This is a genomic window from Desulfonatronum sp. SC1, assembly GCF_003046795.1.
Lineage (GTDB): Bacteria > Desulfobacterota > Desulfovibrionia > Desulfovibrionales > Desulfonatronaceae > Desulfonatronum.
Genome location: NZ_PZKN01000006.1, coordinates 26,601 through 50,010, shown reverse-complemented (window position 1 = coordinate 50,010; position 23,410 = coordinate 26,601). Strand labels below are relative to the sequence as shown.

General features: G+C 59.8%; 20 protein-coding genes. 13 read left to right on the top strand and 7 right to left on the bottom strand.

The genetic code is table 11. The annotated features are described in order from the left end of the window. Window positions 1-23 precede the first annotated feature (23 nt). The 6 genes from C6366_RS04765 to C6366_RS04740 all read left to right on the top strand — a co-directional run bounded on the left by C6366_RS04765 (window position 24) and on the right by C6366_RS04740 (window position 7,486). Window positions 24-1,169: a HEAT repeat domain-containing protein gene (locus tag C6366_RS04765; RefSeq protein ID WP_107736206.1), complete on the top strand. Its 1,146-nt coding sequence runs from the start codon at window positions 24-26 to the stop codon at window positions 1,167-1,169. 3 nt (window positions 1,170-1,172) lie between these two features. Further along, entirely contained in the window at window positions 1,173-1,625 is a 453-nt protein-coding gene (locus tag C6366_RS04760) for a winged helix-turn-helix domain-containing protein (RefSeq protein WP_107736205.1), read from the top strand. A gap of 187 nt (window positions 1,626-1,812) precedes the next feature. Next, window positions 1,813-4,851 carry a formate dehydrogenase-N subunit alpha gene (gene fdnG / locus C6366_RS04755; RefSeq protein ID WP_107736204.1) on the top strand — a complete coding sequence of 1,013 codons (3,039 nt, stop codon included), beginning with the start codon at window positions 1,813-1,815 and terminating at the stop codon, window positions 4,849-4,851. Window positions 4,852-4,917: 66 nt separating this feature from the next. Beyond that, window positions 4,918-5,631 carry a 4Fe-4S dicluster domain-containing protein gene (locus C6366_RS04750; RefSeq protein ID WP_107736203.1) on the top strand — a complete coding sequence of 238 codons (714 nt, stop codon included), beginning with the start codon at window positions 4,918-4,920 and terminating at the stop codon, window positions 5,629-5,631. Window positions 5,632-5,745: 114 nt separating this feature from the next. Next, entirely contained in the window at window positions 5,746-6,711 is a 966-nt protein-coding gene (locus C6366_RS04745; protein WP_107736202.1) for a formate dehydrogenase accessory protein FdhE, read from the top strand. Window positions 6,712-6,907: 196 nt separating this feature from the next. Continuing rightward, window positions 6,908-7,486 (top strand): FmdE family protein, encoded by a 579-nt coding sequence (locus C6366_RS04740; protein WP_107736201.1) that lies wholly within the window; start codon window positions 6,908-6,910, stop codon window positions 7,484-7,486. 97 nt (window positions 7,487-7,583) lie between these two features. Here the strand turns inward: C6366_RS04740 and C6366_RS04735 are convergent, their stop codons facing one another. The 6 genes from C6366_RS04735 to C6366_RS04710 form a co-directional block, all read right to left on the bottom strand. Next, a complete protein-coding gene (locus C6366_RS04735; RefSeq protein ID WP_107736200.1) occupies window positions 7,584-8,318 on the bottom strand; it encodes a hypothetical protein in 735 nt (244 codons plus the stop codon). A gap of 216 nt (window positions 8,319-8,534) precedes the next feature. After that, window positions 8,535-9,350 carry a molybdate ABC transporter substrate-binding protein gene (locus C6366_RS04730; protein WP_107736199.1) on the bottom strand — a complete coding sequence of 272 codons (816 nt, stop codon included), beginning with the start codon at window positions 9,348-9,350 and terminating at the stop codon, window positions 8,535-8,537. Between the two features lie 63 nt (window positions 9,351-9,413). Beyond that, the gene (locus C6366_RS04725; protein ID WP_107736198.1) at window positions 9,414-10,430 is read right to left on the bottom strand and encodes an ABC transporter ATP-binding protein; all 1,017 of its coding nucleotides are present in this window, start codon (window positions 10,428-10,430) and stop codon (window positions 9,414-9,416) included. Further along, the gene (locus tag C6366_RS04720) at window positions 10,427-11,128 is read right to left on the bottom strand and encodes an ABC transporter permease (protein WP_031385894.1); all 702 of its coding nucleotides are present in this window, start codon (window positions 11,126-11,128) and stop codon (window positions 10,427-10,429) included. The genes C6366_RS04725 and C6366_RS04720 overlap by 4 nt, the downstream gene beginning before the upstream one ends. A 122-nt stretch (window positions 11,129-11,250) precedes the next feature. After that, window positions 11,251-12,093 (bottom strand): substrate-binding domain-containing protein, encoded by an 843-nt coding sequence (locus C6366_RS04715; protein WP_107736197.1) that lies wholly within the window; start codon window positions 12,091-12,093, stop codon window positions 11,251-11,253. Between the two features lie 50 nt (window positions 12,094-12,143). After that, on the bottom strand, window positions 12,144-13,064 hold the full coding sequence (locus C6366_RS04710) for a helix-turn-helix transcriptional regulator (RefSeq protein ID WP_107736282.1): 921 nt from the start codon (window positions 13,062-13,064) through the stop codon (window positions 12,144-12,146). A 327-nt stretch (window positions 13,065-13,391) separates the two neighbouring features. Between C6366_RS04710 and C6366_RS04705 the strand changes: the two genes are divergently transcribed. Continuing rightward, window positions 13,392-15,329: a molybdopterin biosynthesis protein gene (locus tag C6366_RS04705; protein ID WP_107736196.1), complete on the top strand. Its 1,938-nt coding sequence runs from the start codon at window positions 13,392-13,394 to the stop codon at window positions 15,327-15,329. A gap of 3 nt (window positions 15,330-15,332) precedes the next feature. On the opposite strand, the gene asnS is transcribed toward C6366_RS04705, so the two are convergent. Further along, window positions 15,333-16,712 carry an asparagine--tRNA ligase gene (gene asnS / locus C6366_RS04700; protein ID WP_107736195.1) on the bottom strand — a complete coding sequence of 460 codons (1,380 nt, stop codon included), beginning with the start codon at window positions 16,710-16,712 and terminating at the stop codon, window positions 15,333-15,335. A 175-nt stretch (window positions 16,713-16,887) separates the two neighbouring features. Between asnS and C6366_RS04695 the strand changes: the two genes are divergently transcribed. The 6 genes from C6366_RS04695 (at window position 16,888) to C6366_RS04670 (ending at window position 23,410) form a co-directional block, all read left to right on the top strand. Continuing rightward, complete coding sequence (locus C6366_RS04695) at window positions 16,888-17,988, top strand: ATP/GTP-binding protein (protein ID WP_158269646.1); 1,101 nt, start codon at window positions 16,888-16,890, stop codon at window positions 17,986-17,988. Further along, window positions 17,985-18,548: a hypothetical protein gene (locus C6366_RS04690; protein WP_107736193.1), complete on the top strand. Its 564-nt coding sequence runs from the start codon at window positions 17,985-17,987 to the stop codon at window positions 18,546-18,548. The genes C6366_RS04695 and C6366_RS04690 overlap by 4 nt, the downstream gene beginning before the upstream one ends. 304 nt (window positions 18,549-18,852) lie before the next feature. Continuing rightward, window positions 18,853-20,166: a dissimilatory-type sulfite reductase subunit alpha gene (gene dsrA / locus C6366_RS04685; RefSeq protein ID WP_107736192.1), complete on the top strand. Its 1,314-nt coding sequence runs from the start codon at window positions 18,853-18,855 to the stop codon at window positions 20,164-20,166. Window positions 20,167-20,187: 21 nt separating this feature from the next. Continuing rightward, the gene (dsrB, locus tag C6366_RS04680) at window positions 20,188-21,339 is read left to right on the top strand and encodes a dissimilatory-type sulfite reductase subunit beta (RefSeq protein WP_107736191.1); all 1,152 of its coding nucleotides are present in this window, start codon (window positions 20,188-20,190) and stop codon (window positions 21,337-21,339) included. 67 nt (window positions 21,340-21,406) lie between these two features. After that, window positions 21,407-21,646, top strand: coding sequence for a dissimilatory sulfite reductase D family protein (locus C6366_RS04675; RefSeq protein WP_107736190.1), 240 nt, complete (start codon window positions 21,407-21,409; stop codon window positions 21,644-21,646). 222 nt (window positions 21,647-21,868) lie between these two features. After that, the gene (locus C6366_RS04670) at window positions 21,869-23,410 is read left to right on the top strand and encodes a cobyrinate a,c-diamide synthase (RefSeq protein WP_158269645.1); all 1,542 of its coding nucleotides are present in this window, start codon (window positions 21,869-21,871) and stop codon (window positions 23,408-23,410) included.

The following is a 23,410-nucleotide window of genomic DNA, read 5'->3' as shown; positions in this document are numbered from 1 at the left end:
CCCAAAAAAGCGAGGAGAACATTATGAGCCGTTATCCCAGCCAATGCCCATCGTCCTTTCTCGACCCGAACACACCTGACGTCTCCTTCAGGGACGAGTCGGCCGACCTTTGTCCGGAACAACGGGAAGAGTTGCAAGCCGCTCTGGAATTGCTGGACTCCCCGGAATTGATTCAGCGTTTCCGAGGAGAATCCCGCCTGACCAGACTCGGCGATCCCGTCGTTCCCTATTTGCTGGAAATCCTCGCGTCCTCGCCCTGGAGCCTTCGACACACGGGCATCCTGGAGGCTTTCAAGCAGATCCGACCGCCGCTGGCCGTGCCGATGGTTTCCAGCCTTCTGGAGCATCCGGAAGCCAACGTCCGCCTAGCCGCTGTCCGCACGCTGCGTTGGCTGTCCGTGGGCATTGAGCCGTTTATCCGGATGCTGGGTGACGATGACTGGCGAATTCGCCGGGAAAGCGTCTTCTGCATCAGCTCCAGAGGCGGTGAACGAACCCTGCTGCCTTTGTCCCGCGCTCTGCGGGACGAACACTTTCAGGTCCGCTCCGTGGCGGCGAACGCCCTCGGCAGGTTGGGGTTCAGGGAAGCCGCCCCGTTGCTGCGCGAAGCACTGCGGGATGAATCTCAGCGGGTCAAGGCCATGGCCGCCTGGTCCCTGTCGCGCTGGCACGACCCGTCCAACCTGCGTCCGCTCCTGGACGCCCTGCCCCATGCCCAAGGCGAGGCCAAACAGCGCATGCTCTCCTTGCTGCACCAATTCTCCTCGCCCCTGGCAACGGTGGCCATGATCGAGGCTTGCGACGACCCGGACCCGGACGTTCGGGCCCAAGCCGCCATGGCCCTGGGATACGGCGGAACGGCCGCGACGCTCAAGCGCTTGAGCGCGCTCTGCCAATTCGCCAAAAAGGAGCTGACGCACAAAGCCGCCTGGGTCACGGCCTGCTTCAACCTCCTGCCGCGAGAATCCCTTCTGGAAGCGTTGCGCGACGGCAATGAAAGCATCCGCTACTTCGCGGTCTGCGCCTTGGGCTACATGAACCTCGACGACGCCCACGCCCAACTGCACTTCACAACCCGCTCCGAAGCGACAACGGTCAAAAAAGCCGCTGTACGCAGCCTCAAACGGATCAAAAGCAAACGTCCGCCAAGATGCGTTGCCGGTTGTTGATCCATGGAGTCGCCGACAACGGACGACGTAAAGAGGCACCGCCCCACCGTACGCCTGCACATCTGGCTTGAAGAGGACGACAAAACCGTTTTCTTCGGCACCGGCAGAGCCATGCTTCTGGACATGATCCAGAAGCATGGGTCGATCAAGAAAGCCGCCAAGGCCATGGGCATGTCCTACCGGGCCGCCTGGGGCAAGATAAAGGCCTCGGAAAAAGCCCTCGGCGTTCAACTCGTCGAATATCCGGGGCATAAATGCGACGGCTGCCGCCTCACCCCTTTCGCCGTACTCCTACGCAACTGCTTTTTACTCTGGTTCGACGCCGTGGAACGCTCCGCGCTGGACCTCGCCGGAGCGTTATTCCCCTGGCCCGTCAAGAGCTACGCTGAAACACCTTCCCCACAAGACGACCCTCCATCCTCCGCCCCCCTCGTAAACGCAAAAAAACGCGCCTGAATGCTCTGATGCGCCGAGCACACTCTTGATATGTGCTAAAAAAAATATATACAACATGCCAAAATAAATAAACTAAATTATTGACACAGCCTTTTTGTCATGTCACGATAGACATAATTGATTGCGCGGGAACGGGTTTCCGCGTTTGGCGAATGTCTGTCCGTGTTCACATTTCAAGGAGGTAAGTATGGAACTTTCGCGCAGAGGGTTCATGAAAATGACCGGGGCGGGAGTGGCCGGGATGTCCCTGGCCCGTCTCGGTTTCGACGTCAAGCCGGTTCAGGCCTATGCGGCGGGCTTGAAAATCGAGGGGGCCAAGGAAGTCATTTCCATCTGCCATTTCTGTTCCTGCGGCTGTAACGTGCTGATGCACGTCCGGGACGGCAAGCTGATCAACGTGGAGGGGGACCCGGACTATCCCGTGAGCGAGGGTTCGCTCTGCGCCAAGGGCGCGGCCATGCTCTCCATGCACAACAACGAGAAACGCATCTTGAAACCCCTGTACCGGGCTCCCGGCGCGGACAAATGGGAGGAAAAGGACTGGAATTTCGTCCTGGATCGCATCGCCCGACTGGTCAAGGACACCCGGGACAAGGACTTCATCGGGAAGGACGCCCAGGGCCGAACCGTGAATCGCGTCGAATCCATCTTTCACCTGGGCGGCTCCCAATTGGACAACGAGGAGTGCGCCCTGAAGCATCAAATGTTCAGAGCCTTGGGGGGGGTCTATATCGACCACCAGGCCCGGGTCTGACACAGCGCCACTGTACCGGCTCTGGCAGAGTCGTTCGGACGCGGCGCGATGACGAATCACTGGGTGGACATCAAGAATGCGGACGCCATCCTGATCATGGGCTCCAATTGCGCGGAGCACCATCCAATCTCCTTCAAATGGGTCCTCAAGGCCAAGGACGCCGGGGCCGTGGTCATGCACGTCGACCCCCGCTTCACCAGAACCTCGGCTCGGTGCGACTTTCACGTGCCCCTGCGATCAGGCACGGACATCCCCTTCCTGGCGGGCATGGTCAAGTACATTCTGGACAATGATCTCTACGACAAGGACTACGTGTTCAACTACACCAACGCCGCCTTTGTCGTGGGCCAGGACTTTGATTTCAAGGACGGCATGTTCTCGGGCTACGACCCGGCGACGAAAAAATACGACCAGAAAAAATGGGCCTTTGCCCTGGACGACAAGGGCGTGCCCCAGCGCGACACGACCCTGGCCAACCCCCGCTCGGTCTTCCAGATCATGAAGACCCATTATGACCGCTACACCCTGGACAAGGTTTCGGAAATCACCGGGGTATCCCAGGACAATCTGCTCAAGGTCTACAAAGCCTACGCGGCCACGGGCCAGCCGGGCAAGGCCGGAACAATGATGTACGCCCTGGGCTGGACTCAGCACACCGTGGGCTGCCAAAATATCCGCCTCTCGGCCATCGTGCAGCTCTTGCTGGGCAACATCGGCAAAGCCGGCGGAGCGATCAACGCCCTGCGCGGGGAGCCCAATGTCCAGGGTTCCACGGACCACGCCCTGCTCTGGCACATCATCCCCGGCTACAACGCCATGCCCAACGCCAATTGGCAAACCCTGGACGACTACCTGACCGCGAACACGCCCAAGTCCAACGACCCCAAGAGCGCCAACTGGTGGCAGAACCGGCCAAAATACGTAACCAGCCTGCTCAAGGGTTGGTTCGGCGAGGCCGCCACCAAGGAAAACGGCTTTGGCTACGGCTGGCTGCCGAAGATCGAACCGGGCAAGGACTATTCCTCGGCCTTCATGTTCGACGCGATGTACGCGGGCAAGGTCAAGGGCGGCTTCATCTACGGACACAACCCGGCCCAGACCATGCCCCACACCCACAAGGTCCGCAAATCCATGGACAACCTGGACTGGCTGGTGGTGGCCGAACTGTTCGACACCGAGACCAGCAGTTTCTGGAGGCGGCCGGGCGTTGACCCCAAGAGCGTGAAGACCGAGGTCTTTCTGCTGCCCTCCTGCCAGCGCGGCGAAAAAGACGGGACCATCTCCAATTCCGGCCGCTGGCACATGTGGCACCACAAGGCCATCGAGCCTCAAGGCCAGAGCGTGCCCATGGGCAAAATGGTCGTGGACATCATGAACCGGGTCCGGGACCTCTATGCCAAGGAAGAAGGCGCATTCCCAGAACCCATCCTGAACCTGGACTGGCCCAAGGACTATGACCCGAACTACATCGCCAGGAAGACCAACGGCTGGTTCACCCGGGACGTCGAGGTCAACGGCAGGCAGTTCAAAAAAGGCGACCAAGTGCCCAGCTTCGCCTTCCTCACCGCCGACGGGTCCACCGTCAGTCTGAATTGGCTCTACGCAGGCGGATACACCAACGACGGCAACCTCGCCAAGCGTCGCGATCTGACCCAGACGTCCTTACAGGCCAAGATAGGCCTGTTTCCCAACTTCGCCTGGTGTTGGCCGGTGAACCGGCGCATCCTGTACAATCGGGCCTCCGTGGACCTCAACGGCAAACCACTCAACCCGGAAAAGGTGGTCATCGCCTGGGAAGGCGACAAATGGGTGGGCGACGTGCCCGACGGTCCCTGGCCGCCCATGGCCCACGAGAACGGCAAGTACCCGTTCATCATGCAGGTGGAAGGCCACGGGGCCATGTACGGACCAGGCAGGGTGGACGGGCCGCTGCCCGAGCACTACGAGCCGGCCGAAACCCCGGTTGCGGCGCATCCCTTCTCCAAGCAGATGCACAACCCCTGCATGAAGATCAGCACCACGGACATGGACGTCATCGCCCCGAATGCCGATCCCAAATACCCCATCGTACTCACCACGGGCTGTCTGACCGAGCACTGGTGCAGCGGCTCCGACACCCGAAACACGCCGGCCCTCCTGGAAGCCGAGCCGCAGCAATACGTCGAAGTCAGCCATGAACTGGCCAAGGAGCTCGGAATCGCCAACGGCGATCCGGTGATCGTGGAAAGCATCCGGGGGAGCATGGAGGCCATCGCCATGGTCACGGTGCGCATCTCGCCCTTCAACATCCAGGGCAAGACCACGCACCTGGTGTTCATGCCCTTCTGCTTCGGCTTCATGACCCCGGGCGTGGGCGACGCCGTGAACCGGCTCACGGTCCCGGCCTACGATCCAAACGTGACCATCCCGGAATACAAGGCCTGCCTGGTGAACATCCGCAAGGCGGACAAAGTGACGGAGCTGTCCGTCTAACCGGCGCATCCATTCGACATATCCGCGGCGGACGAGAATGTCCGCCGCGTTCACAGGAGACAAACGATGGCTAAGACGATCTTCATCGATACATCCCGGTGCACGGCCTGTCGCGGTTGCCAGGTCGCGTGCAAGGAATGGAAGGGACACAAGGCCGTGCCGACGAAACAGCGCGGCACGCACCAGAACCCTCCCGACTTCACCCCGTTCAACTTCAAGCTGGTCCGCTTCAGCGAGCATAAGATCGACGACCGGATCCACTGGCTGTTCTTTCCGGATCAGTGCCGACACTGCGTGTATCCTCCCTGCAAGATGGCCGGCGACATGTTCGACGACACGGCCATCCTGCACGACGAGGCGAGTGGCGCGGTACTCTTCACGGACAAGACCAAAGGCTTGGACTTTCAGACGATCCGGGAATCCTGCCCCTACGATGTCCCCAGGCTGGACGAGGAAACCGGACTGATCACCAAGTGCGACATGTGCATCGATCGGATTCAGGCCGGCATGCAGCCCGCCTGCGTCAAGGTCTGTCCCACGGGGACCATGAACTTCGGCGAGCGCGAAGAGATGTTGTCCCTGGCCGACGCCCGGCTGGAACGCGTCAAGCGGGAGCACCCCCAGGCCCAGTTGTTGGACCGGGCTGATTTGCGGGTCATCTATCTGGTGACTCTGCCTCGATCCAGATACCATCAATACGCCGGGCGCGAGTCCGGGCCCGTCACTCGGAAGGCGTTTCTGGAAAAACTGGCTTCGCCCGTGCGGCGCATGTCGGCCTGATCACCGTCCTGATACACGATCAAAAAAGCGGAAGGGAGCGGCTTGACCGCCCCCTTCCGCCATGCCGATCAGCAACGAAATCACCAAGAACAAACACCGAGAGAAGGAACACCCATGCTCGATTCGCGGAACGCCATCCCCGCCGAAAAGGTTGCCGAATCCCATCCAAGCGCCAAACACTCCAAGAACGAAGTTCCCTATTCCGCCGAGATTGCCAAGGCTTTCGGCAAACTCTCCGCTGCCCGGATCGAATGCGGAAAAAATTTGGATTTGGAGTCGATCAGCGACATCGTTCACGACCCGGATCAATTCACCCAGGGAGTTCCCCTACTGGCCGACGTCGGCCCTGAACTCTTGCGCGAGGCCTACCGACAGGCAGCCTCCTGGATGATGCCGGAACTGATCCGCTCCCTTCCCGGCATCGCCGACGAACTTCGGATACTGGAATCCGCTTTCGCCCAAAGCCCCGAACTGGTGGACGCCTTGCTGAACATGCTGGCCAACGACGACGCGGAAGCCCTCGACCGATTCTCGGCGACTTTGGGCATTTCGGAGCGGACCTTCAGCTTCGCCGGCATGGAGATCCTCAAAACGTGCATCCAGCGGGCGGCCGAACTGCTTGGGCCGCTCATCGCGGACACGCCATGGTCTAAAGGAAATTGCCCGATCTGCGGATCCCGCCCGGATATGGCCCTGCTCCGCCCCAAGGCTCCGGAGCCCTCGGAATATCTTGTTTCCAAAAGCGGACAACTCTGGCTGCACTGTTCACTCTGTGCGCACCAATGGCGCTTTCTGCGCTCCAAATGCCCACATTGCGGCGACACGGAACCCGACGGCCTGTTGTATTACGCCTCCGCCGAGCGTCGAGGCGAACGGTTCTACGCTTGCAGCCAGTGCAATCGCTACTTCAACTGTCTGGACCTGACCGAGCACGACGCCGAGCCGGACTTGACCCTGGCGCCTCTCTCGCTGATCCATCTGGATTGTCTGGCCCGAGAAAATGGATTCATCCCTCTGGCCGAGCTGCCCTGGAACCAATTCTGCGACTCTTCACTCGTCAACATATCTCCCGGAAGCTGAAAAACAAAATATTCCGGACTCATTCCGTCATTTACGGATGCGTTCATCCGACACACCCTCCCCAGCCGATTCACAATCCGCCTCGAACCGGCCGGGGTTCTTTAGTATGCGACATTCAACGGAAAATCATTCCTTGCGAATTATTACGGCCTAAGGCTCTCCTTCTCTCGCGTTCGCCAAACAAAAAGGAACAAGCATGCACATCAGCCTCAATCCTCCGGATAAATTTGCGGAAACTGTCCGGACTTTTCACGGGTACATCTCACCCGGCGTCATCGTCGGCGGTTACATGGTGGAGAAAGCCAAACGGGAACTCCCCGGCGATATACTCTACGACGCCGTGTCCGAAACCACGCACTGCCTGCCCGACGCCATTCAACTGCTCACCCCGTGCACCCTAGGCAATGGCTGGTTGCGGGTCGTCAACCTGGGTCGCTACGCGCTATGTTTGTACGACAAGGAGAACGGAAACGGAGTCCGGGTGTTTCTGGACCCGGCCAAGGTTGAAGACTGGAGCCACATCGGAGACTGGTATTTGAAGCGCAAGCCCAAGAAGGAACAGAATACGGAAGCGCTGCTGGACGAGATTTATAATGCCGGCGAGGAAATTTGCGGAATCAGACGGATCCAGGTCGCCGCTCGTCATCTGCTGAACAAACGGCGCGGTGGCATTGGAATCTGTCCGACGTGTCGGGAAGCCTACCCGGTGAACGACGGAGAAATCTGCCGGGGCTGTCGTGACGACGACCTTTACGAAGGCTCACCAGCCGGTTGACGTTGACTTCAGTGCGCTTTTCGTCGACATCATGAACAAAGTGAGCGCGGGGGCGGGGCAACACTTCAAGCGTCAGAAAAGATTCTCGGACAGTCCGTCAGGACATGTGACCTTTCGCCCGCTTCCCTCCCAGCGCCCGCCACGCCGCGTCCGTTTCCTTTTGCACCAGCAGCACGGGCTGCCCGCCAATCAGCCGAGGGCGGCACCATCCGTTGGTGCGGACCATGTCCTCAGGGCCGGGATTAGGGGCGTCCCGATCGATGGAGGTCACCCTAAGGCCGTGCTTTCGCAACGCGGCAACGGTCAGGTTGTCCGGCAGGGATCGCAGCCCTCCCATTTCAATGAATCTACCGGCCCAGCCCCAGGCCGTGAGTCCCACGGAGGCCAGGGCTCCGATCACTCCGTCTCCGGTCCCCCCATGCGCGGAAAGGTGGACGCCGGCATCCTTGGCCGCGGCGTAGGCCTCGTCCTGATGGACGAGGCTGTTGGTGCAGCGCTGGCCAAAGGCCGTCAACAGGGGCATTCCCAGGTCGTTTTCCGCGGCCAGGCATAGTCCCGGATCACTGCCTTCCAGGGAATGCTCCCTGAGGTGCTCGACGGCGGTTTCCAGCAACTGTTTCCGACAGCGTTCGTTTTCGGCCTCCACGACCAGACAGGCCCCGCTGTTGTGCGAGGTGTACGGAACGTCGTCGTGAACCAGCAGCTGCTGCCGAACCACGGCCCACAGCCGACATCCTTCGGGAAGACGCGACTCGAACCACCGCGCCACCTTCCCCGTACCGTAAGGGGCGCCCAGATTGTCCGTATCGTCAAAGGCGAGATAATAACGCATATTGAGACTACCCTCTTCTCATCTTTCAGGCAGAAAGACGCCTCGTAAAAACGAGACTGCCGTCAATGGCATGAAGCCTCCTCCAACGGGATATTCCATCAGAGGAGGCTTCCTGTCTGAGAGGCTCTTTGAATAGTACCGGATCAACAAACGTATTGAAGATGCGTATCCAGTGTCGTTGTCCATGCACAAAGCCGCGAAATACGACCCGCGGGACTACGGTTTGGCTGGAAGACCGCCGACCACGAACCCATAGTCTCCAAGGATTTTCTGACCCTCGGGCGACAGGATGAACAGTGCCAGCCGCCAAGCCTCCTGTGAAGCGCCATCCAGGACGAGCAGGCCGTAGTCCGCGCCCACGGACAGTTCCGGGGCGATGGAGATGATTTGCAACCCGGAAAGCTCCTTCTTGGCCAGCACGGCGTTGGTGCAGTAGGTCAGGAAAACGTCCGCCTTTTGTTCATCCATGACCCAGGCGTAGAGATTGCGGCCTTCCGGGGCCTTGGGGCTGTCCGGGCCGCCGGTGAGCAGCAGGGCCTTGGCCGTCAGGATGGCCGTGCTGCCGGACTTGAGCTGGTCGGCCTTGCCGAACAGCTCGAAGGCATAGTCCCCGGAAGGGTCGGCCTTGGGCGTGGACGTGCCCACCCGCACGGCGGGATCAAGCATCACATCCAGCAGGGTGGCCGTTGTGACGGTCTGTCCCGGTTGAGCCAGGGCACACAGATTGTTTCGGGTGAACAGGGCAACCGGTCCCTTTTGCCCTTGGCCGACCAGATTTTGCGGGTGTTCCATGTTCGCGGAGGCGAAGACGTGGGCGGCTTCGCCCTGTTCGATGCGCTGGCGCAGCAGCCCGGAGGGGCCGAATTCCGTCGCGACCTGATTCCCGATCTCGGCTTCGAACGCCTTGGCCACGTCGCCAAGGGCGGCCCGCAGACTGCCGGCGGCGTACAAATTGACCTGTTCAGCCTTGACCTGCATGGGGATGAGAAAAAGGGCCGCCATGAGGAAGAACGTAAGCTGCTTGTTTTTCATTGCGATAACCTCGTTTTTTGTGGGTTGTTGACGCACGGAATGGAAAGTCCGCTATCACTCTGTTCATCCGGCCAGCTCTATCGCTTCCGGATCAATACGCACGCGCACTTTTTCCCCGACCATGACGCCGAGCCGCCTGGCGTCATCCTTGCTCAGCAAGGTTCGAAGGGGAACGCCGATATCCAGGAGCACCTTGATGTTTCGACCTTCCGCGGTCATCTGCAATATTTCGCCGACATGTCCCTGCTCGGACGATTCTTCGTGAGCGGCATCAATGGGGATAAGTCTGATCAGTTCAGGTTTGATAAAGACCCTCCCCGGGCCGGAGCGCGACGTTTGCACGGGCAGGGCGACGTTGTCGCCGACAACGCAGACCGTTCCTCGGTTTCCTTGGACTATATCGCAGGAAAGGAGATTTTCGCCGCCTGGTCCCGTAAGCCGGCCTTCAAACAGAAATATCCGTTCCTCGGCCAGTCTGGCTGCTTCCAAACGCTTGTGCGTCGAGAAGATGATGGAAATGCTCTGCTCCTTGCGCAGTTCACGAATCACCCCGTCGATGACGGCCTGGTTCTCCACGTCCACGCTGGCCGTGGGCTCGTCGAAGAGCATCACCTCCGGACGGCAGGCCATGGCCCGGGCAATGGCCACGCGCTGGGTCTCGCCGCCGGACAGCAGGTGGGCCGGGCGATGGGCAAAGGCCGACATGCCCACGCGTTCCAGGCACTCCTTAGCGACATTGTGCCGCTCGCGGGCGGATACACCGCGCATCCTGGGGCCGTATTCCACGTTCTTGAGCACCGTGGTGGAAAACATGATCGGATGCTGATCCACCAGCACCACCTTGCGACGCAATGCGGTCAGGATGCTGTCCCGCCACTCCACGCGGCTGCCCTGAAATAAGACGTCCCCGAGCACCGGCGGACGCAAAAAAGCCAGAACGTGCAGTAAAGTGGTCTTGCCCGAACCATTGGGCCCCAGCAGGGCGTAGCTGCCCCCGGCGGCAAGCTCCAGGGCCTCGATATCCAACACGGTCCGGCCTTCAAAAACCTGCCGTACGTTGTGCAACGCGTACAGACTCATCGATTATCCCCGTACTTGCCTTGCACCAGTTGCAGGGCCACGTTCATGATCAGGCTCACGGCCAACAGAACGATGCCCAGGGCCACGGCCAGCACGAATTCGCCCTTGTTGTGCTCCAGGGCCATGGCCGTGGTCATGGTTCGGGTGAAGCCCTTGATGTTGCCGCCGAGCATCATGGCGATGCCGATTTCCGCGATGACCCGACCGAATGCGGCGATGATCGCGGCCAGGATGCCGAAGCGGGCTTCCCGGGCCACGGCCAGGGCCGCTTGCAGGGCATTCGCGCCCAGGGTCAGGGCCGTGCGGCGATAGCGCTCGTCGATCCGGCTGACCGCGGCCATGGTGAACGTGGCCACCCAGGGCAGGATCAGGATCACCTGGCCGATGATGATGGCCTTGGGCGTGTAGAGCAGGCCGAGATGGCCGAGCATGCCTCGCCGGGACAGGAATGCGTAGACCAACAACCCGATGACCACCGTGGGCAGGGCCAGCATGGTGTTCAAAATCGTGATCACGGCCCGCTTGCCCCGGAACTGTTTCACCGCGATCAGAAAGCCAAGCGGTACGCCCAGGATCGAGGCGATGATCGTGGAGAAGAAGCTGACGTACAGGGAGACGTAGACAATGAAGTACATTTCCGGGTCCAGGGACCAGATCATCCGGAAGGCTTCGATGATGCTTTGGGTGAGGAAATCCATGGGGGTTTAGAGGTCAGAGGTCAGGAGAAAATATCACAGGGGCGGGAGTTTCTCCCGCCCCTGCGTGCAGGCATAACCCGTCAAGGGTGGGTTATCATGTCGTGCCGCGGTTGCCCGTCATCCTATTTCGCATCCGGGAAGAACAGCGGTTGGTCGTGGAGCTGGTAGTCGGCGATGACCTGCTGGCCGCGCTCGGAGACCAGCCACTGGGCGAAGGTATCGGCCAGATCGAACTTCACGTGAGGATGCTTTTCCGGATTGACCGGGATCACGCCATAGGGGTTCTTGAGCATGTCGTCGCCTTCGTAAACGACCACGAGATCATAGGGCTGGGTGCGTCCGAACTTGTACTGTAGATAGGTTCCGCGGTCCGCAAGGACGTAACCTTCCTTCTCCTCGGCGAAGATCAGGGCCTCGCCCATGCCCTGGCCGATGGAAAAGTACCAACCGTCGGCGTCCTGGGGCGACTTCGCGTCCGTCAGAGCCAGTCCGGTGGCTTCCCAGAGCTGCCTTTCCCGCGAGTGCGTACCACTGTCGTCACCTCGGGAGACAAAGGGGGCCTTGGCCGCGGCAATGCGTTTCATGGCCTCCGCGGAGTTCGGCGCGTCCTTGATCCCGGCCGGATCGCTCTCCGGGCCAACGATGATGAAATCGTTGTACATCACGTAGTAGCGCTTCGTGCCGTACCCTTCGGCCACGAACTGTTCTTCTCGGGCCACGTCATGCACGAAGACCACGTCCGCGTTGCCGTCCATGCCGTCCTTCAAGGCGGCTCCGGTGCCCTTGGACATCACCCGCACGGTGATCCCGGTATCCTTGAGAAACTCCGGCAACAAAAAGTCCAACAACCCCGAAGCCTCGGTGCTGGTGGTGGTGCTCATGGTGATCACCTTGTCTTGGGCCAGGGCCGGAAGCGCCGCCAATACAAGAGCAGCGCCAATTACGATGGAAACGATTTTTCGCATGCAAATCTCCTTTTCATGTTGCGGTTACGGACAGCAAGTCCTTTACACTATTACCTGTTCTCCGGATCACTTGGATATATCGTTCGCCCGGCCTGGGAGACATCATATCCGGTCAAGGCCTCGGCTTGACGCGAAAACGTCGCGTCGTGGAGCAGCCCCAGGAACTGCTGGACTCCCTTGTCAAAGAATCGCTCCCGGGAAATCAGCAGATCGAACCGCTCCCGGCCCAGCGGCAGAAAGTCCAGCTCCAGGATTCCGGCCACTGCCCGGATGGCCGGCCCGACATCCGCCCGGCCGCTCAAGACCTCCAATCCGACATCCAGGTGCCGATGCACCTCGTTGCCGTACCCGACCATGGTTTCCGCGGCCACACCGGCCTTCTCCAGGTGCTGGTCGAAGAGCAGGCGCGTACCCGTGGTCAGTGGACGGTTGACCGCCCGGATTTCCTTGCGCCCCAAATCGGCCACGGAGCGAATGTTCAGGGGATTGCCCTTGGCCAGGATCAGGCCCTGCTCCCGGAAGCAAAAATTGATCACCGCCGGAGGGGCGCTCAGTTCCTCCTCGGCGAACTGAAAATTGTAATCCCCGTCCTCGGCCTGAATCAGATGGCTGGAAGCCATGTGGCACAAATTGTTGTTCATGGCCTTCAACCCGCCGAAGCTGCCCACGTTGCCGTAGACCGCCAGATGCTTGGGAAAGGTTTTGTTGAACAGGTTCAAGGTCCGTTCCAGCAGCGGATCGTCGCTGCCGGCCACGATCAGCAGGCCGTGATACGGTGGCAGGGGCGAAGTCGGCGAAGGGAAATTCTGGGTGCTGTTTTCAATCCATTGCTCCACGAGATGTTTGGGAAAAAGCCACTTCCCGGTGACTTTCGTGGCCGGCAGCCCCTTTTCGGCAATCAGGCCGTAGACCATCTTCTCGTTCACATCGAGCAATTGGGCCACTTCCTTGGTGGACAACAAGTTCTTCACGAAATCCTCCGATGAGACAGTGATGCGCAAGGTGTTCACGAAATACTTTTTAGGTGCTTTCTCGTCAACTATTTTCTGAATACTACAAAGAATGAACTAGAAATTACCGAAACAAACCTAAACAAACATACTTGCCCTTCTCCTTGAGAAAACATAGCTCTTGCAGTACCCAAGTCTGGAATAGTAACAGCTGAAAAAAGCCCGCAACCCGCTCCCGGTCTGCACGAGGCCAAGGTTCACGGGCATGACTGCTTAGAAGGCAGCACGCTCACATATAGTTTTGATACCCCCATTTCCACGCGAATCATTGACCTGTGAGGATTCTCCATGACCTTTCAACGTTCCATCTACCTGACAACCATCCCCATTCCCGAAGCCCTGGCCGCGGCCAAGGAGGCCCTGGACCGGGAGCAATTGATCCGCAGGGAAGTCGTTTTGTCCCAGGACGCTCTGGGTCGGGTTACAGCGGGGCCGATTTTTTCCCGGTATTCCAGTCCGACGTTTCACAGCGCGGCCATGGACGGAGTGGCCGTGGACGCGGAAGCCACGTTTACGGCCCGAGAGGGGCGGCCCCTGGAATTGAAGCTGGGGAGGGACTACCGGCCCGTGAACACCGGCCACGCCATGCCCGAGGGAACCAACGCGGTGATCATGATCGAGCAGGTGGTCCAGGTGGACGAGGAAACCATCGCCATCGAGGCCCCGACCTTTCCCTGGCAGCACGTCCGACGCATCGGCGAGGACATCGTGGCCACGGAGCTGCTCTTGCCGCAGAACCACCGGATTACGCCCTTTGACGTGGGCGCGCTGCTCAGCGCCGGAATTTGGGAAATCGAGGTCTGGGAGCGGGTGCGCATCGCCTTCATCCCCACCGGGGACGAGGTGCTGGACTTCACCACCAGGCCGGAGCCCAAGCCCGGCCAGGTGGTTGAGAGCAATTCCCAGGTATTCAAGGCCCTGGGTGAATCCTGGGGCTGCGTGGTCACCCGGACGCCGCCGGTCCGGGACGAACTGGGCGCTCTGACCAAAGTCGTGCGCAAAGCACTGGAAGACGCACACATCGTGGTCATCGGCGCGGGTTCCTCCGCCGGGACCAAGGATTTCACACGCACGGTCATGGAGAGCCAGGGCCGGATACTGGTCCACGGCATCGCGGCCATGCCCGGCAAGCCGTCGCTCCTGGGCGAGGCCGGAGGTAAACTGCTGGTGGGTGCGCCGGGCTATCCGGTCAGCGCGGTGATCTGCTTCGAGGAACTGGTCCGGCCCCTGGCCGCCTGGATGGGCCGCCGTGATCCGGGGGCGCGGCCCAAGGTCCGGGTGGAGCTGACCCGCAAGACGCCGTCCAAGCTGGGGGTCCAGGAATTCATGCGTCTGGCCATCGGTCGGGTGGGCGAGAAATGGGTGGCCACGCCCTTGGCCCGGGGCGCGGGGATGATCACCACCCTGACCAAGGCCCAGGGCATCGCCCGGATCCCCATGCACAGCGAGGGCGTGGAGGCCGGGGCCCTGCTGGACGCCGAGCTGCTGGTCCCCGAAGCCGAAATGGAGCGAACCATCGTCTGCGTGGGCAGTCACGACAACACCCTGGATCTACTGACCAACGAACTGATGGGCCTGGCCGAGCCCTTTCGGCTGGCCTCAACGCACGTGGGCAGCATGGGCGGCCTGACCGCCCTGCGCAACGGCGCGGCCCACCTGGCCGGGTGCCACCTCTTTGATCCCGAAACCGCGGACTACAACTTTCCGTTCCTGGCCAAATACCTCGCCGGCCTGGACCTGCTGGTGATCAACCTGGCCATCCGCCACCAGGGGCTGATCACGGCCAAGGGCAACCCAAAGAGCATCCGGGGCGTTGAGGATCTGGCCCGGCCCGATCTGACCTTCATCAACCGTCAACGCGGCGCGGGAACGCGCATCCTCCTGGACCACCACCTCAAGCAGGCCGACATCACCTCGGACTCGGTCAAAGGCTATGACAAAGAAGAGTACACGCACATGGCCGTGGCCGTGAACGTGCTCAGCGGCGCGGCGGACTGCGGCCTGGGCATCTTCGCCGCGGCCAAGGCCCTGAACCTGGACTTCGTGCCCCTGGCCCGGGAACGCTACGACCTGATCATCCCCAGACAATTCGCGGATGACCCGAAAATCACCACGATCCTGGATCTGATCCGCTCCGAGACGTTACAGGCGAAAATCCGCGACCTGGGTGGATATGATACAGACTTGACGGGAAAGGAGATGATGCCGGAGATGGGATTGGGGTGAACACTAAAACTCCAAATGTCCCGGCGTGCGGGGAAAGGGAATCACGTCGCGGATGTTGGTCGCGCCGGTGATCATCATCAGGAAGCGCTCGAAACCCATGCCGAATCCGGCGTGAGGCGCGGAGCCGAAGCGGCGGGTGTCCAGGTACCACCAGTAGGCGTCCTTGTTCAGGCCCTGCTCGTCCATCCGGTCCGAGAGGATGTTCAGCCGTTCCTCGCGCTGGCTCCCGCCCACCAGTTCTCCCACACGGGGCACAAGCAGGTCCATGGCCGCCACGGTTTCGCCGTCGTCGTTCAGGCGCATGTAGAACGGCTTGATGGTTCGCGGATAATCGTAAACGATCACCGGTTGCTTGAAGTGCTCCTCGGCCAGGAAACGCTCATGCTCGGTCTGCAAGTCCGACCCGAACAACACCTGAAATTCAAAATCCCGCTTGCTGTCTTCCAGGATGTCAATGGCCTGGGCATAGGATATCCGGGCAAAGGGCTTGGCCAGCAATATTTCCAGGTCGCCGAGCAAGGTCTTGTCCACGAACTTGGCGAACAGTTCCAGGTCGTCCGCACGGGTATCCATGACGTGCCGGACCATGGCCTTGGTCAGGTCTTCGGCCAACTGCATGTCTTCGGCCAAATCCCCGAAGGCGAACTCCGGTTCAATCATCCAGAATTCCGCGGCATGCCGCGGAGTATTGGAGTTTTCGGCCCGGAAGGTCGGCCCGAAGGTGTAGACCTTGCCCAGGGCGCAGGCGTACAGCTCGGCCTCCAGTTGACCGGAGACGGTCAGATTGGCCTGTCGTCCGAAAAAATCCTCGGCATGGACGTCGGCTCCGGGCTTGGGCTGGTGCTCGGGAGGTAGGCTGGTCACCCGGAACATCTCCCCAGCCCCCTCGCAGTCCGAACCGGTCAAAATCGGCGCATGCAGATACCAGAAGCCCCGCCCGCGAAAAAAATCATGCACGGCAAAGGCCGCCTCGGACCGGATCCGGGCCATGGCCCCGTACTTGTTGGTCCTGGGCCGCAGATGGGCGATGGTCCGCAGGAACTCGTCCGAATGGCGCTTTTTCTGAAGCGGATACGTTTCCTGATCCGCCGAGCAGATAAGCACGACCCGCTCGGCCCGCACCTCCCAGCTCTGCCCCGCGGCGGGCGAGGCCACGTGCTCGCCGTGAATCTCCACCGAGGCCCCGGTATTCACGTCCTTGAACAGCTTGTCCGCCACGGCGTGGTCCACGACGACCTGCACGTTCATGAGGCAGGAGCCGTCGTTGATCTCCAGAAATGTGACTTCCTTGGCGTCCCGCCTGGTGCGCACCCAGCCCCGAAGCAGAATGGAACCCAGCGGCACGACTGTGCTCACGGCCTGAAAAACGGATGTTCTGTTCATGCGGCGTTCTCCATCGACATGATGCTAATGGGGTGAGACATCGACTCCGAAACAACATTGACCATCTTCCCTTTCCATGCAAGTGTTTCAGGTGAAGAGTCATACATCGAAATCCTCGATCAATGATCCAAACGGACTGCCTCACCCCCTCCACCCAAAGCCGGAGCGCCCCGCCATGCTGACATCGCTCACCGTTACCCGGTTTTCCCTGTTCGCCGAAGCCAAGCTGGACTTCACTCCCGGCTTGAACGTCATTGTCGGAGAAAACAGCACGGGCAAGAGTCACCTGCTCAAACTCGCCTATGTGGTCAGCGCTCTGCAAAGCGAGAGTTCCGAGGAAACGGCCCCGGAAATCCACTTCCACCTGGACGAACGGATCGCGGAAAAATTGGTGGCCGTGTTTCGGCCGGATTTTCTAGGCGGACTGGTCAATCGTTCTTCCGGACGGTCGCGCTGCGTGGTACATGCCGACTTCCAGGGGCATGCCCTGCGCTTCAGCTTCGCGCCCAACAGCCGCAAAAAGGTGGTCATCGAAGCGCATACACCCCCAAAAACCGCCAAGTCACCGGTGATGCTCCCTCCCAAGGAAGCCCTGTCCCTTTTCCCTAGTTTGGTCGGCTCCTACGAGCGCCGCGAACTGCCCATGGACGAGACCTATTACGACCTGTGCCGAAAATTCCAGGCCGGGCCGTTGAAGCCGTCTCAATTGCATCCGGTAGCCTCCCTGATTCAAGAACTGGAGACCATCCTGCGGGGCAAAGTCCTTCTAGAGCACGGACGTTTTCACGTCAAAACCAGTGACAAAGGCAAGCTGGAAATCGGTTTGCTGGCCGAGGGACTGCGCAAGATCGCCCAACTGGCGTACTTGTTGCTGAACGGAACCCTGTGTCGAGGATGCACGCTGTTTTGGGATGAACCGGACAGTAATCTGAATCCCAGATTGATCCGCAAGGTAGCTCAGGCGCTGCTGGCTACGGCCCAGGCCGGAATCCAGGTTGTCATCGCCACCCACAGCCTTTTTCTGCTCAGAGAGTTGGCCTTGTTGAACCGGTCCCATGCCGTGCAGACCCTGTTCACCGGGCTGGAATACAACAATTCCGGAGTCGTCGCCCACCAGGACGAAGACATCGAGGGTTTGCCCAACATCGCGGCTTTGGAAGAGGAATTGGATCAGAGCGACCGCTACCTTGAGCAACATTTTGAGGCGGCTCATGTGGAGGGTCTGGGAAATGAACAAGAGTCCCAAAGCGCGTCTCCAGGGGAGACAGACCGATGACCGAATACGTCGAGGGGAAATTGCTCTTTCGCTTTACCCATGGCGTCACGGTCTGCAAATACGACGACACCAAGTTCTACCGGAGCACCATGCTCCGGGTGGAAGGGACCAAGGCGGTGGATTTCATGGCTGTTCGTCCGGGGTCCGGCGCACCCGGCGATCTGCTGCTTATTGAGGTCAAGGATCTCAGCGGACATGAGTCCCGCAACCGCCAGCGCCTGCTCTCCGGGCGGCTAGTCTCGGAGGTGGTTCAGAAGGTCCGGGACAGCCTCTCCGGCCTCATCGCGGCCCGGCGCTGGGACGTCCCGGAATTGCGGCCCTTTGCTCGCGCACTCTTTCACAGGGACCACTCTCCACGCATCCAGGTGATCCTCTTTTTGGAGGAACGTAAGAGCGCGTCGCAGCTTTTCCCCTATAAACGCAGACTCGCGGACCAAATTCAACTCCTGAACAACAAGCTGCGGCCGTTTCGGGCCGAGGGAAAAATCTTCAACAGCAAAACCCTGCCCAGCAGTTACGGGATAAGGACCACACGCCGCACACAAAACACAAACGATTAAAATTCCAGAAATTTTACCAAAACAGATCGACATTTCTCCACCTCTCCCACCCCTCTTGGGTGCCCAAACTCACGCAATAGGCCTTTGCCTTGACAATAAGAGCTTTGCGGTTGTAATAATTTTCACGAAGCATATTTCCAAGTGCTTCTATTCAGATCATTGGATTCATTTTGCGGATTCATTTTGCGCATAAGGGGGCTGACGTGGTCGCATTCTCCCGGCGAATGTTCGGTTGAATGCGGAGGCATGTTCCCCTTCTGTTTTGTTTGATGAACCCCCCTAAACCCTTCGAGGAGGCAGAACAATGGCGAAACACAAGACCCCGTTGTTGGACGAGCTGGAAAAAGGACCATGGCCCAGCTTTGTTTCCGACATCAAGCGGGAAGCGGAGTCCAGGGCGAAGAACGAAAAAGGCGTTGAGTACCAGATCCCGGTGGACGTCTGTGACGATCTGTTGGGCGTATTGGAACTCTCCTACAACGACGGCGAGACCCACTGGAAGCACGGCGGCATCGTCGGCGTTTTCGGTTACGGCGGCGGTGTTATCGGCCGGTACTGCGACCAGCCTGAGCAGTTCCCCGGCGTGGCGCACTTCCACACGGTCCGCGTCAACCAGCCTTCGGGCTTGTACTACACCACGGAATTCCTGAATCAGCTGAGCGATCTCTGGGAACTCCGCGGCAGCGGCCTGACCAACATGCACGGCTCCACCGGCGACATCGTCTGGCTGGGCACCACCACCCCGCAGTTGGAAGAAATCTTCTATGAACTGACCCACAATCTGGATACCGACCTGGGCGGCTCCGGCTCCAACCTGCGTACCCCGGCCTGCTGTCTGGGCATGTCCCGTTGCGAGTTCGCCTGTATCGACGCGCAGGCCATATGTCACGACTTCACGAATGAATTTCAGGACTTCCTGCACCGTCCCGCTTTTCCTTACAAGTTCAAGTTCAAGTTTGACGGCTGCCCCAACGGCTGCGTGGCCTCCATCGCCCGCTCCGACCTGTCCTTCATCGGCCTGTGGAAGGACAACATCCGCATCGACCAGAAAGCGGTCAAGGCCTACATTGGCGGCGAGATTCCCCCGAACGGCGGAGCCCATGCCGGTCGCGACTGGGGCAAGTTCGACATCCAGAAGGAAATCATCGCCCTCTGCCCGACCCAGTGTATGTGGATGGAAGGCGACACCCTGAAGATCAACGACAAAGAGTGCAATCACTGCATGCACTGCATCAACGCCATGCCGCGCGCCCTGCGGATCGGCGAAGACACCGGCTGCGCCATGCTCCTGGGCGCCAAGGCCCCGATCCTGGACGGCGCCCAGATGGGCACCCTGGTCGTTCCCTTTATTAAGTGCGAAGCCCCCTACACCGAAATCAAGGATCTGATCGAGAAGCTCTTTGAGTTCTGGATGGAAGAAGGCAAGAACCGTGAGCGAGTCGGTGAAACCATGAAGCGCGTCGGCCTGTACAAGATTCTGCAGGTTCTGGAAGTCGAGGTCGATGCCCGCGTGGTTCAGGAGCCGCGGACCAACCCGTACATCTTCTGGAAGGAAGAGGAAGTGCCCGGCGGTTGGGACCGACAGATCGCAGACTACAGAAGCCGTCACAAAATGTAACGAGCCCAGGAGGTTATACAAATGGCATTCATTTCCTCAGGATATGATCCGAAGCAGCCGATGAAGAATCGGATCACGGATATCGGCCCTAAGCATTATGAGCAGTTTTTGCCGCCGGTAATCAAGAAGAACTACGGCAAGTGGCTGTACCACGAAATTCTGGAACCCGGCATTCTGATGCACAAGGCCGAGAGCGGTGACGAAGTGTACACCATTCGTGTCGGCTCCCCGCGACTGATGGGCATACAGACCATCAGGGAAATGTGTGAAATCGCCGACAAGCATTGCGGCGGACACCTGCGCTGGACAACACGAAACAATGTCGAGTTCATGGTGGACAGCAAGGACAAGGTCGCCCCCTTGAAGGAAGACCTGCTCAGCCGCAAGCACACCGGCGGCAGCTACAAGTTCCCCATCGGCGGCACCGGCGCGGGCATGACCAACATCATTCACACCCAGGGCTGGGTGCATTGCCACACCGCGGCCACGGACGCTTCCGGAACGGTCAAGGCCGTGATGGACGACCTGTTCGAGGAATTCACCCAGATGCGCCTGCCCGCGCAGCTGCGCGTCTCCATGGCCTGCTGCGTGAACATGTGCGGCGCCGTGCACTGCTCGGACATCGGCTTCGTCGGCTACCACCGCAAGCCTCCGATTATCGACCACAACGTCCTGGATCAGATCTGCGAAGTACCGTTGGCCGTGTCCGCCTGCCCCACCGCCGCCATCCGTCCGACCAAGGTCGACATGCCAGACGGCACCAAGGTCAACTCCGTGGCCATCAAGCAGGAACGCTGCATGTTCTGCGGCAACTGCTACACCATGTGCCCGGCCCTGCCACTGTCCGATGGAGCAGGCGGCGACGGCCTGATCATCATGGTCGGCGGCAAGGTCTCCAACCGGATCAGCAACCCGAAGTTCTCCAAGGTCGTCGTGGACTTCGTGCCCAATGAGCCGCCCCGCTGGCCCACGCTGGTCAAGAAAGTCCGCCAGATCGTGGATGCCTACTCCAAGGGTGCGCACAAGTATGAGCGCCTGGGCGAATGGGCTGAGCGGATCGGCTGGGAGCGCTTCTTCGAGGTTTGCGACCTGGAGTTCACCTGGCACCTGATCGATGATTTCCGCGATCCCGCCTACGAGACCTGGCGGCAGACCACGAACTTCAAGTTCTAAACCAACCCGCAATCACGGCCTGGGGGCATCCCGCCCCCAGGCCGGTTCATAAACCGAGGAGAATCTCATGGATGACGCAGCGGCAAAACAAGCCATAATCGACGGCATGATGGCCAAAAGCAAAAGCAAGTCCAAATTCTATTTCAAGGACTTGACCGCCATGGTTCCGGAAATCAAAACTCTGCATGCAAAAAAACTTCTGGGCCAGATGGTCAACGAAGAAATTCTGGAATACTGGTCCAGCGGCAGCACCACCTTTTACGGCCTCAAAGGTGCAGGCAAGCAGCAGGCCGGCGAAGGCGAATAGATCGACATTTCCACGGGGGATCCCAAAATATTTCGTCCTGCTCGCTACTTCGTGATGAAATATTTCGGTGGCCGACTCACTGGGCTGAACGCGACAGTCGGTGCCAATATATGCGTTCTCGCATCTTGAAATATTGAAACGAACTATTTTGGGACGCCCCCACGACTGATTGCACCTCCCTCCTTTTCTCCATACCTTTCCTTTTTGCCTCGCATCCATCCCGTGGATACCCCTCCTCGCCTTATATTGGCCGGCCTCAGCGGTGGAGCGGGCAAAACCATCCTTTCATTAGGCCTGTGCCGCGCACTGACGGATCTCGGCTTGCGGGTCCAACCCTTCAAAAAAGGCCCGGACTACATCGATGCCGCCTGGCTTGGATTGGCCGCCCGACGGGAGACCTCCAATCTCGACCCGTTCATGATGCCCAGCGATTCGCTGGTACGGCTTTTCCTTCGAGAGTCCGCATCGGCCGACGTGGCCCTGATCGAGGGCAATAGAGGGCTGTTTGACGGCAAAGACACCAGCGGTTCCTGTTCCACCGCGGAATTGGCCAGGTTGCTCCAAGCGCCGGTGGTGCTGATCATCAACTGCACCAAGATGACCCGCACGGTGGCGGCCCTGGTCCTGGGTTGCCGGACCTTTGAGCCGAACCTACATCTGGCCGGGGTCATTCTCAATCGTACTGCCGGACCGCGCCACAAGACCATTCTGCGTCAATGCATCGAGCAGTATACGGATGTTCCCGTGGTCGGAATTCTTCCCAAAATCAAGCCGGATCCTATTCCGGAACGCCACATGGGCCTTGTTTCCGACCAGGAATGCACCGAGGCCGAGGCCACCCTGTGCAGGCTCGCCACCGTTGCCCGTGATTGTTTGGACATCGAGACCATTCGCGCCATCGCCGCCAGCGCACCCGCCCTGCCTTTGCCTGATGCACCAGCAGGCAGTTCCCAGGGATGTGGCTTCACAACCGACAACGTCTCAGAAGGTGGTGCTAAGCCCCAAACCGTGGAGCACGAACCCCATCCGCCCAGAAAGACCTTGGGATCAGCTCAGCAGCCCCCTCGGCAAGATATAGCGATGCTTGACCCGCTCCAGGGAAATAGCATTCGCATCGGAGTAGTCCGGGACGCAGCGCTCTGGTTTTATTACAAGGAAAATTTAGAGGAGTTGCGAAGGAATGGGGCGGAACTGGTTGAACTCAGCCTGCTCTCATCTGCGCGGTGGCCCGTGCTTCATGGCCTGTATTTAGGGGGCGGTTTTCCGGAAACCCAAGCCGAACAACTGGCCAGGAACGAGGTAACGAGAGCCTTGGTTTACCGACTCGCTTGCCAAGGGCTGCCCATCTATGCTGAATGCGGAGGGTTCATGTATTTAGGCCAAAGCCTGATCTGCAGGGAGACCGTGTACCCCATGTCCGGGGTCTTTCCGGTCCAGACAATGCTCTGCGCCAAACCGCAGGGCCATGGCTACACCGTGGCCAAGGTAGTCCATCCCAACCCCTTTCATGCTGAGGGGCTGGAATTCACCGGCCATGAATTTCATTACTCCAAATGCGTCACTCCCTTGCCACCGGAGATGTCCTTTGCCTTGGAAATGCAGCGGGGCAGCGGTATCGACCAAAATCGAGATGGCCTGATTTTCCGCAACACTTTTGCCTGCTACACCCACCTTCACGCCCTGGGAGTGCCGACCTGGGCCGTTAACTTCGTAGCGGCGGCGCGGCGGCACCAGGAAAACGGCCCAGAGAATGATCAAACATGA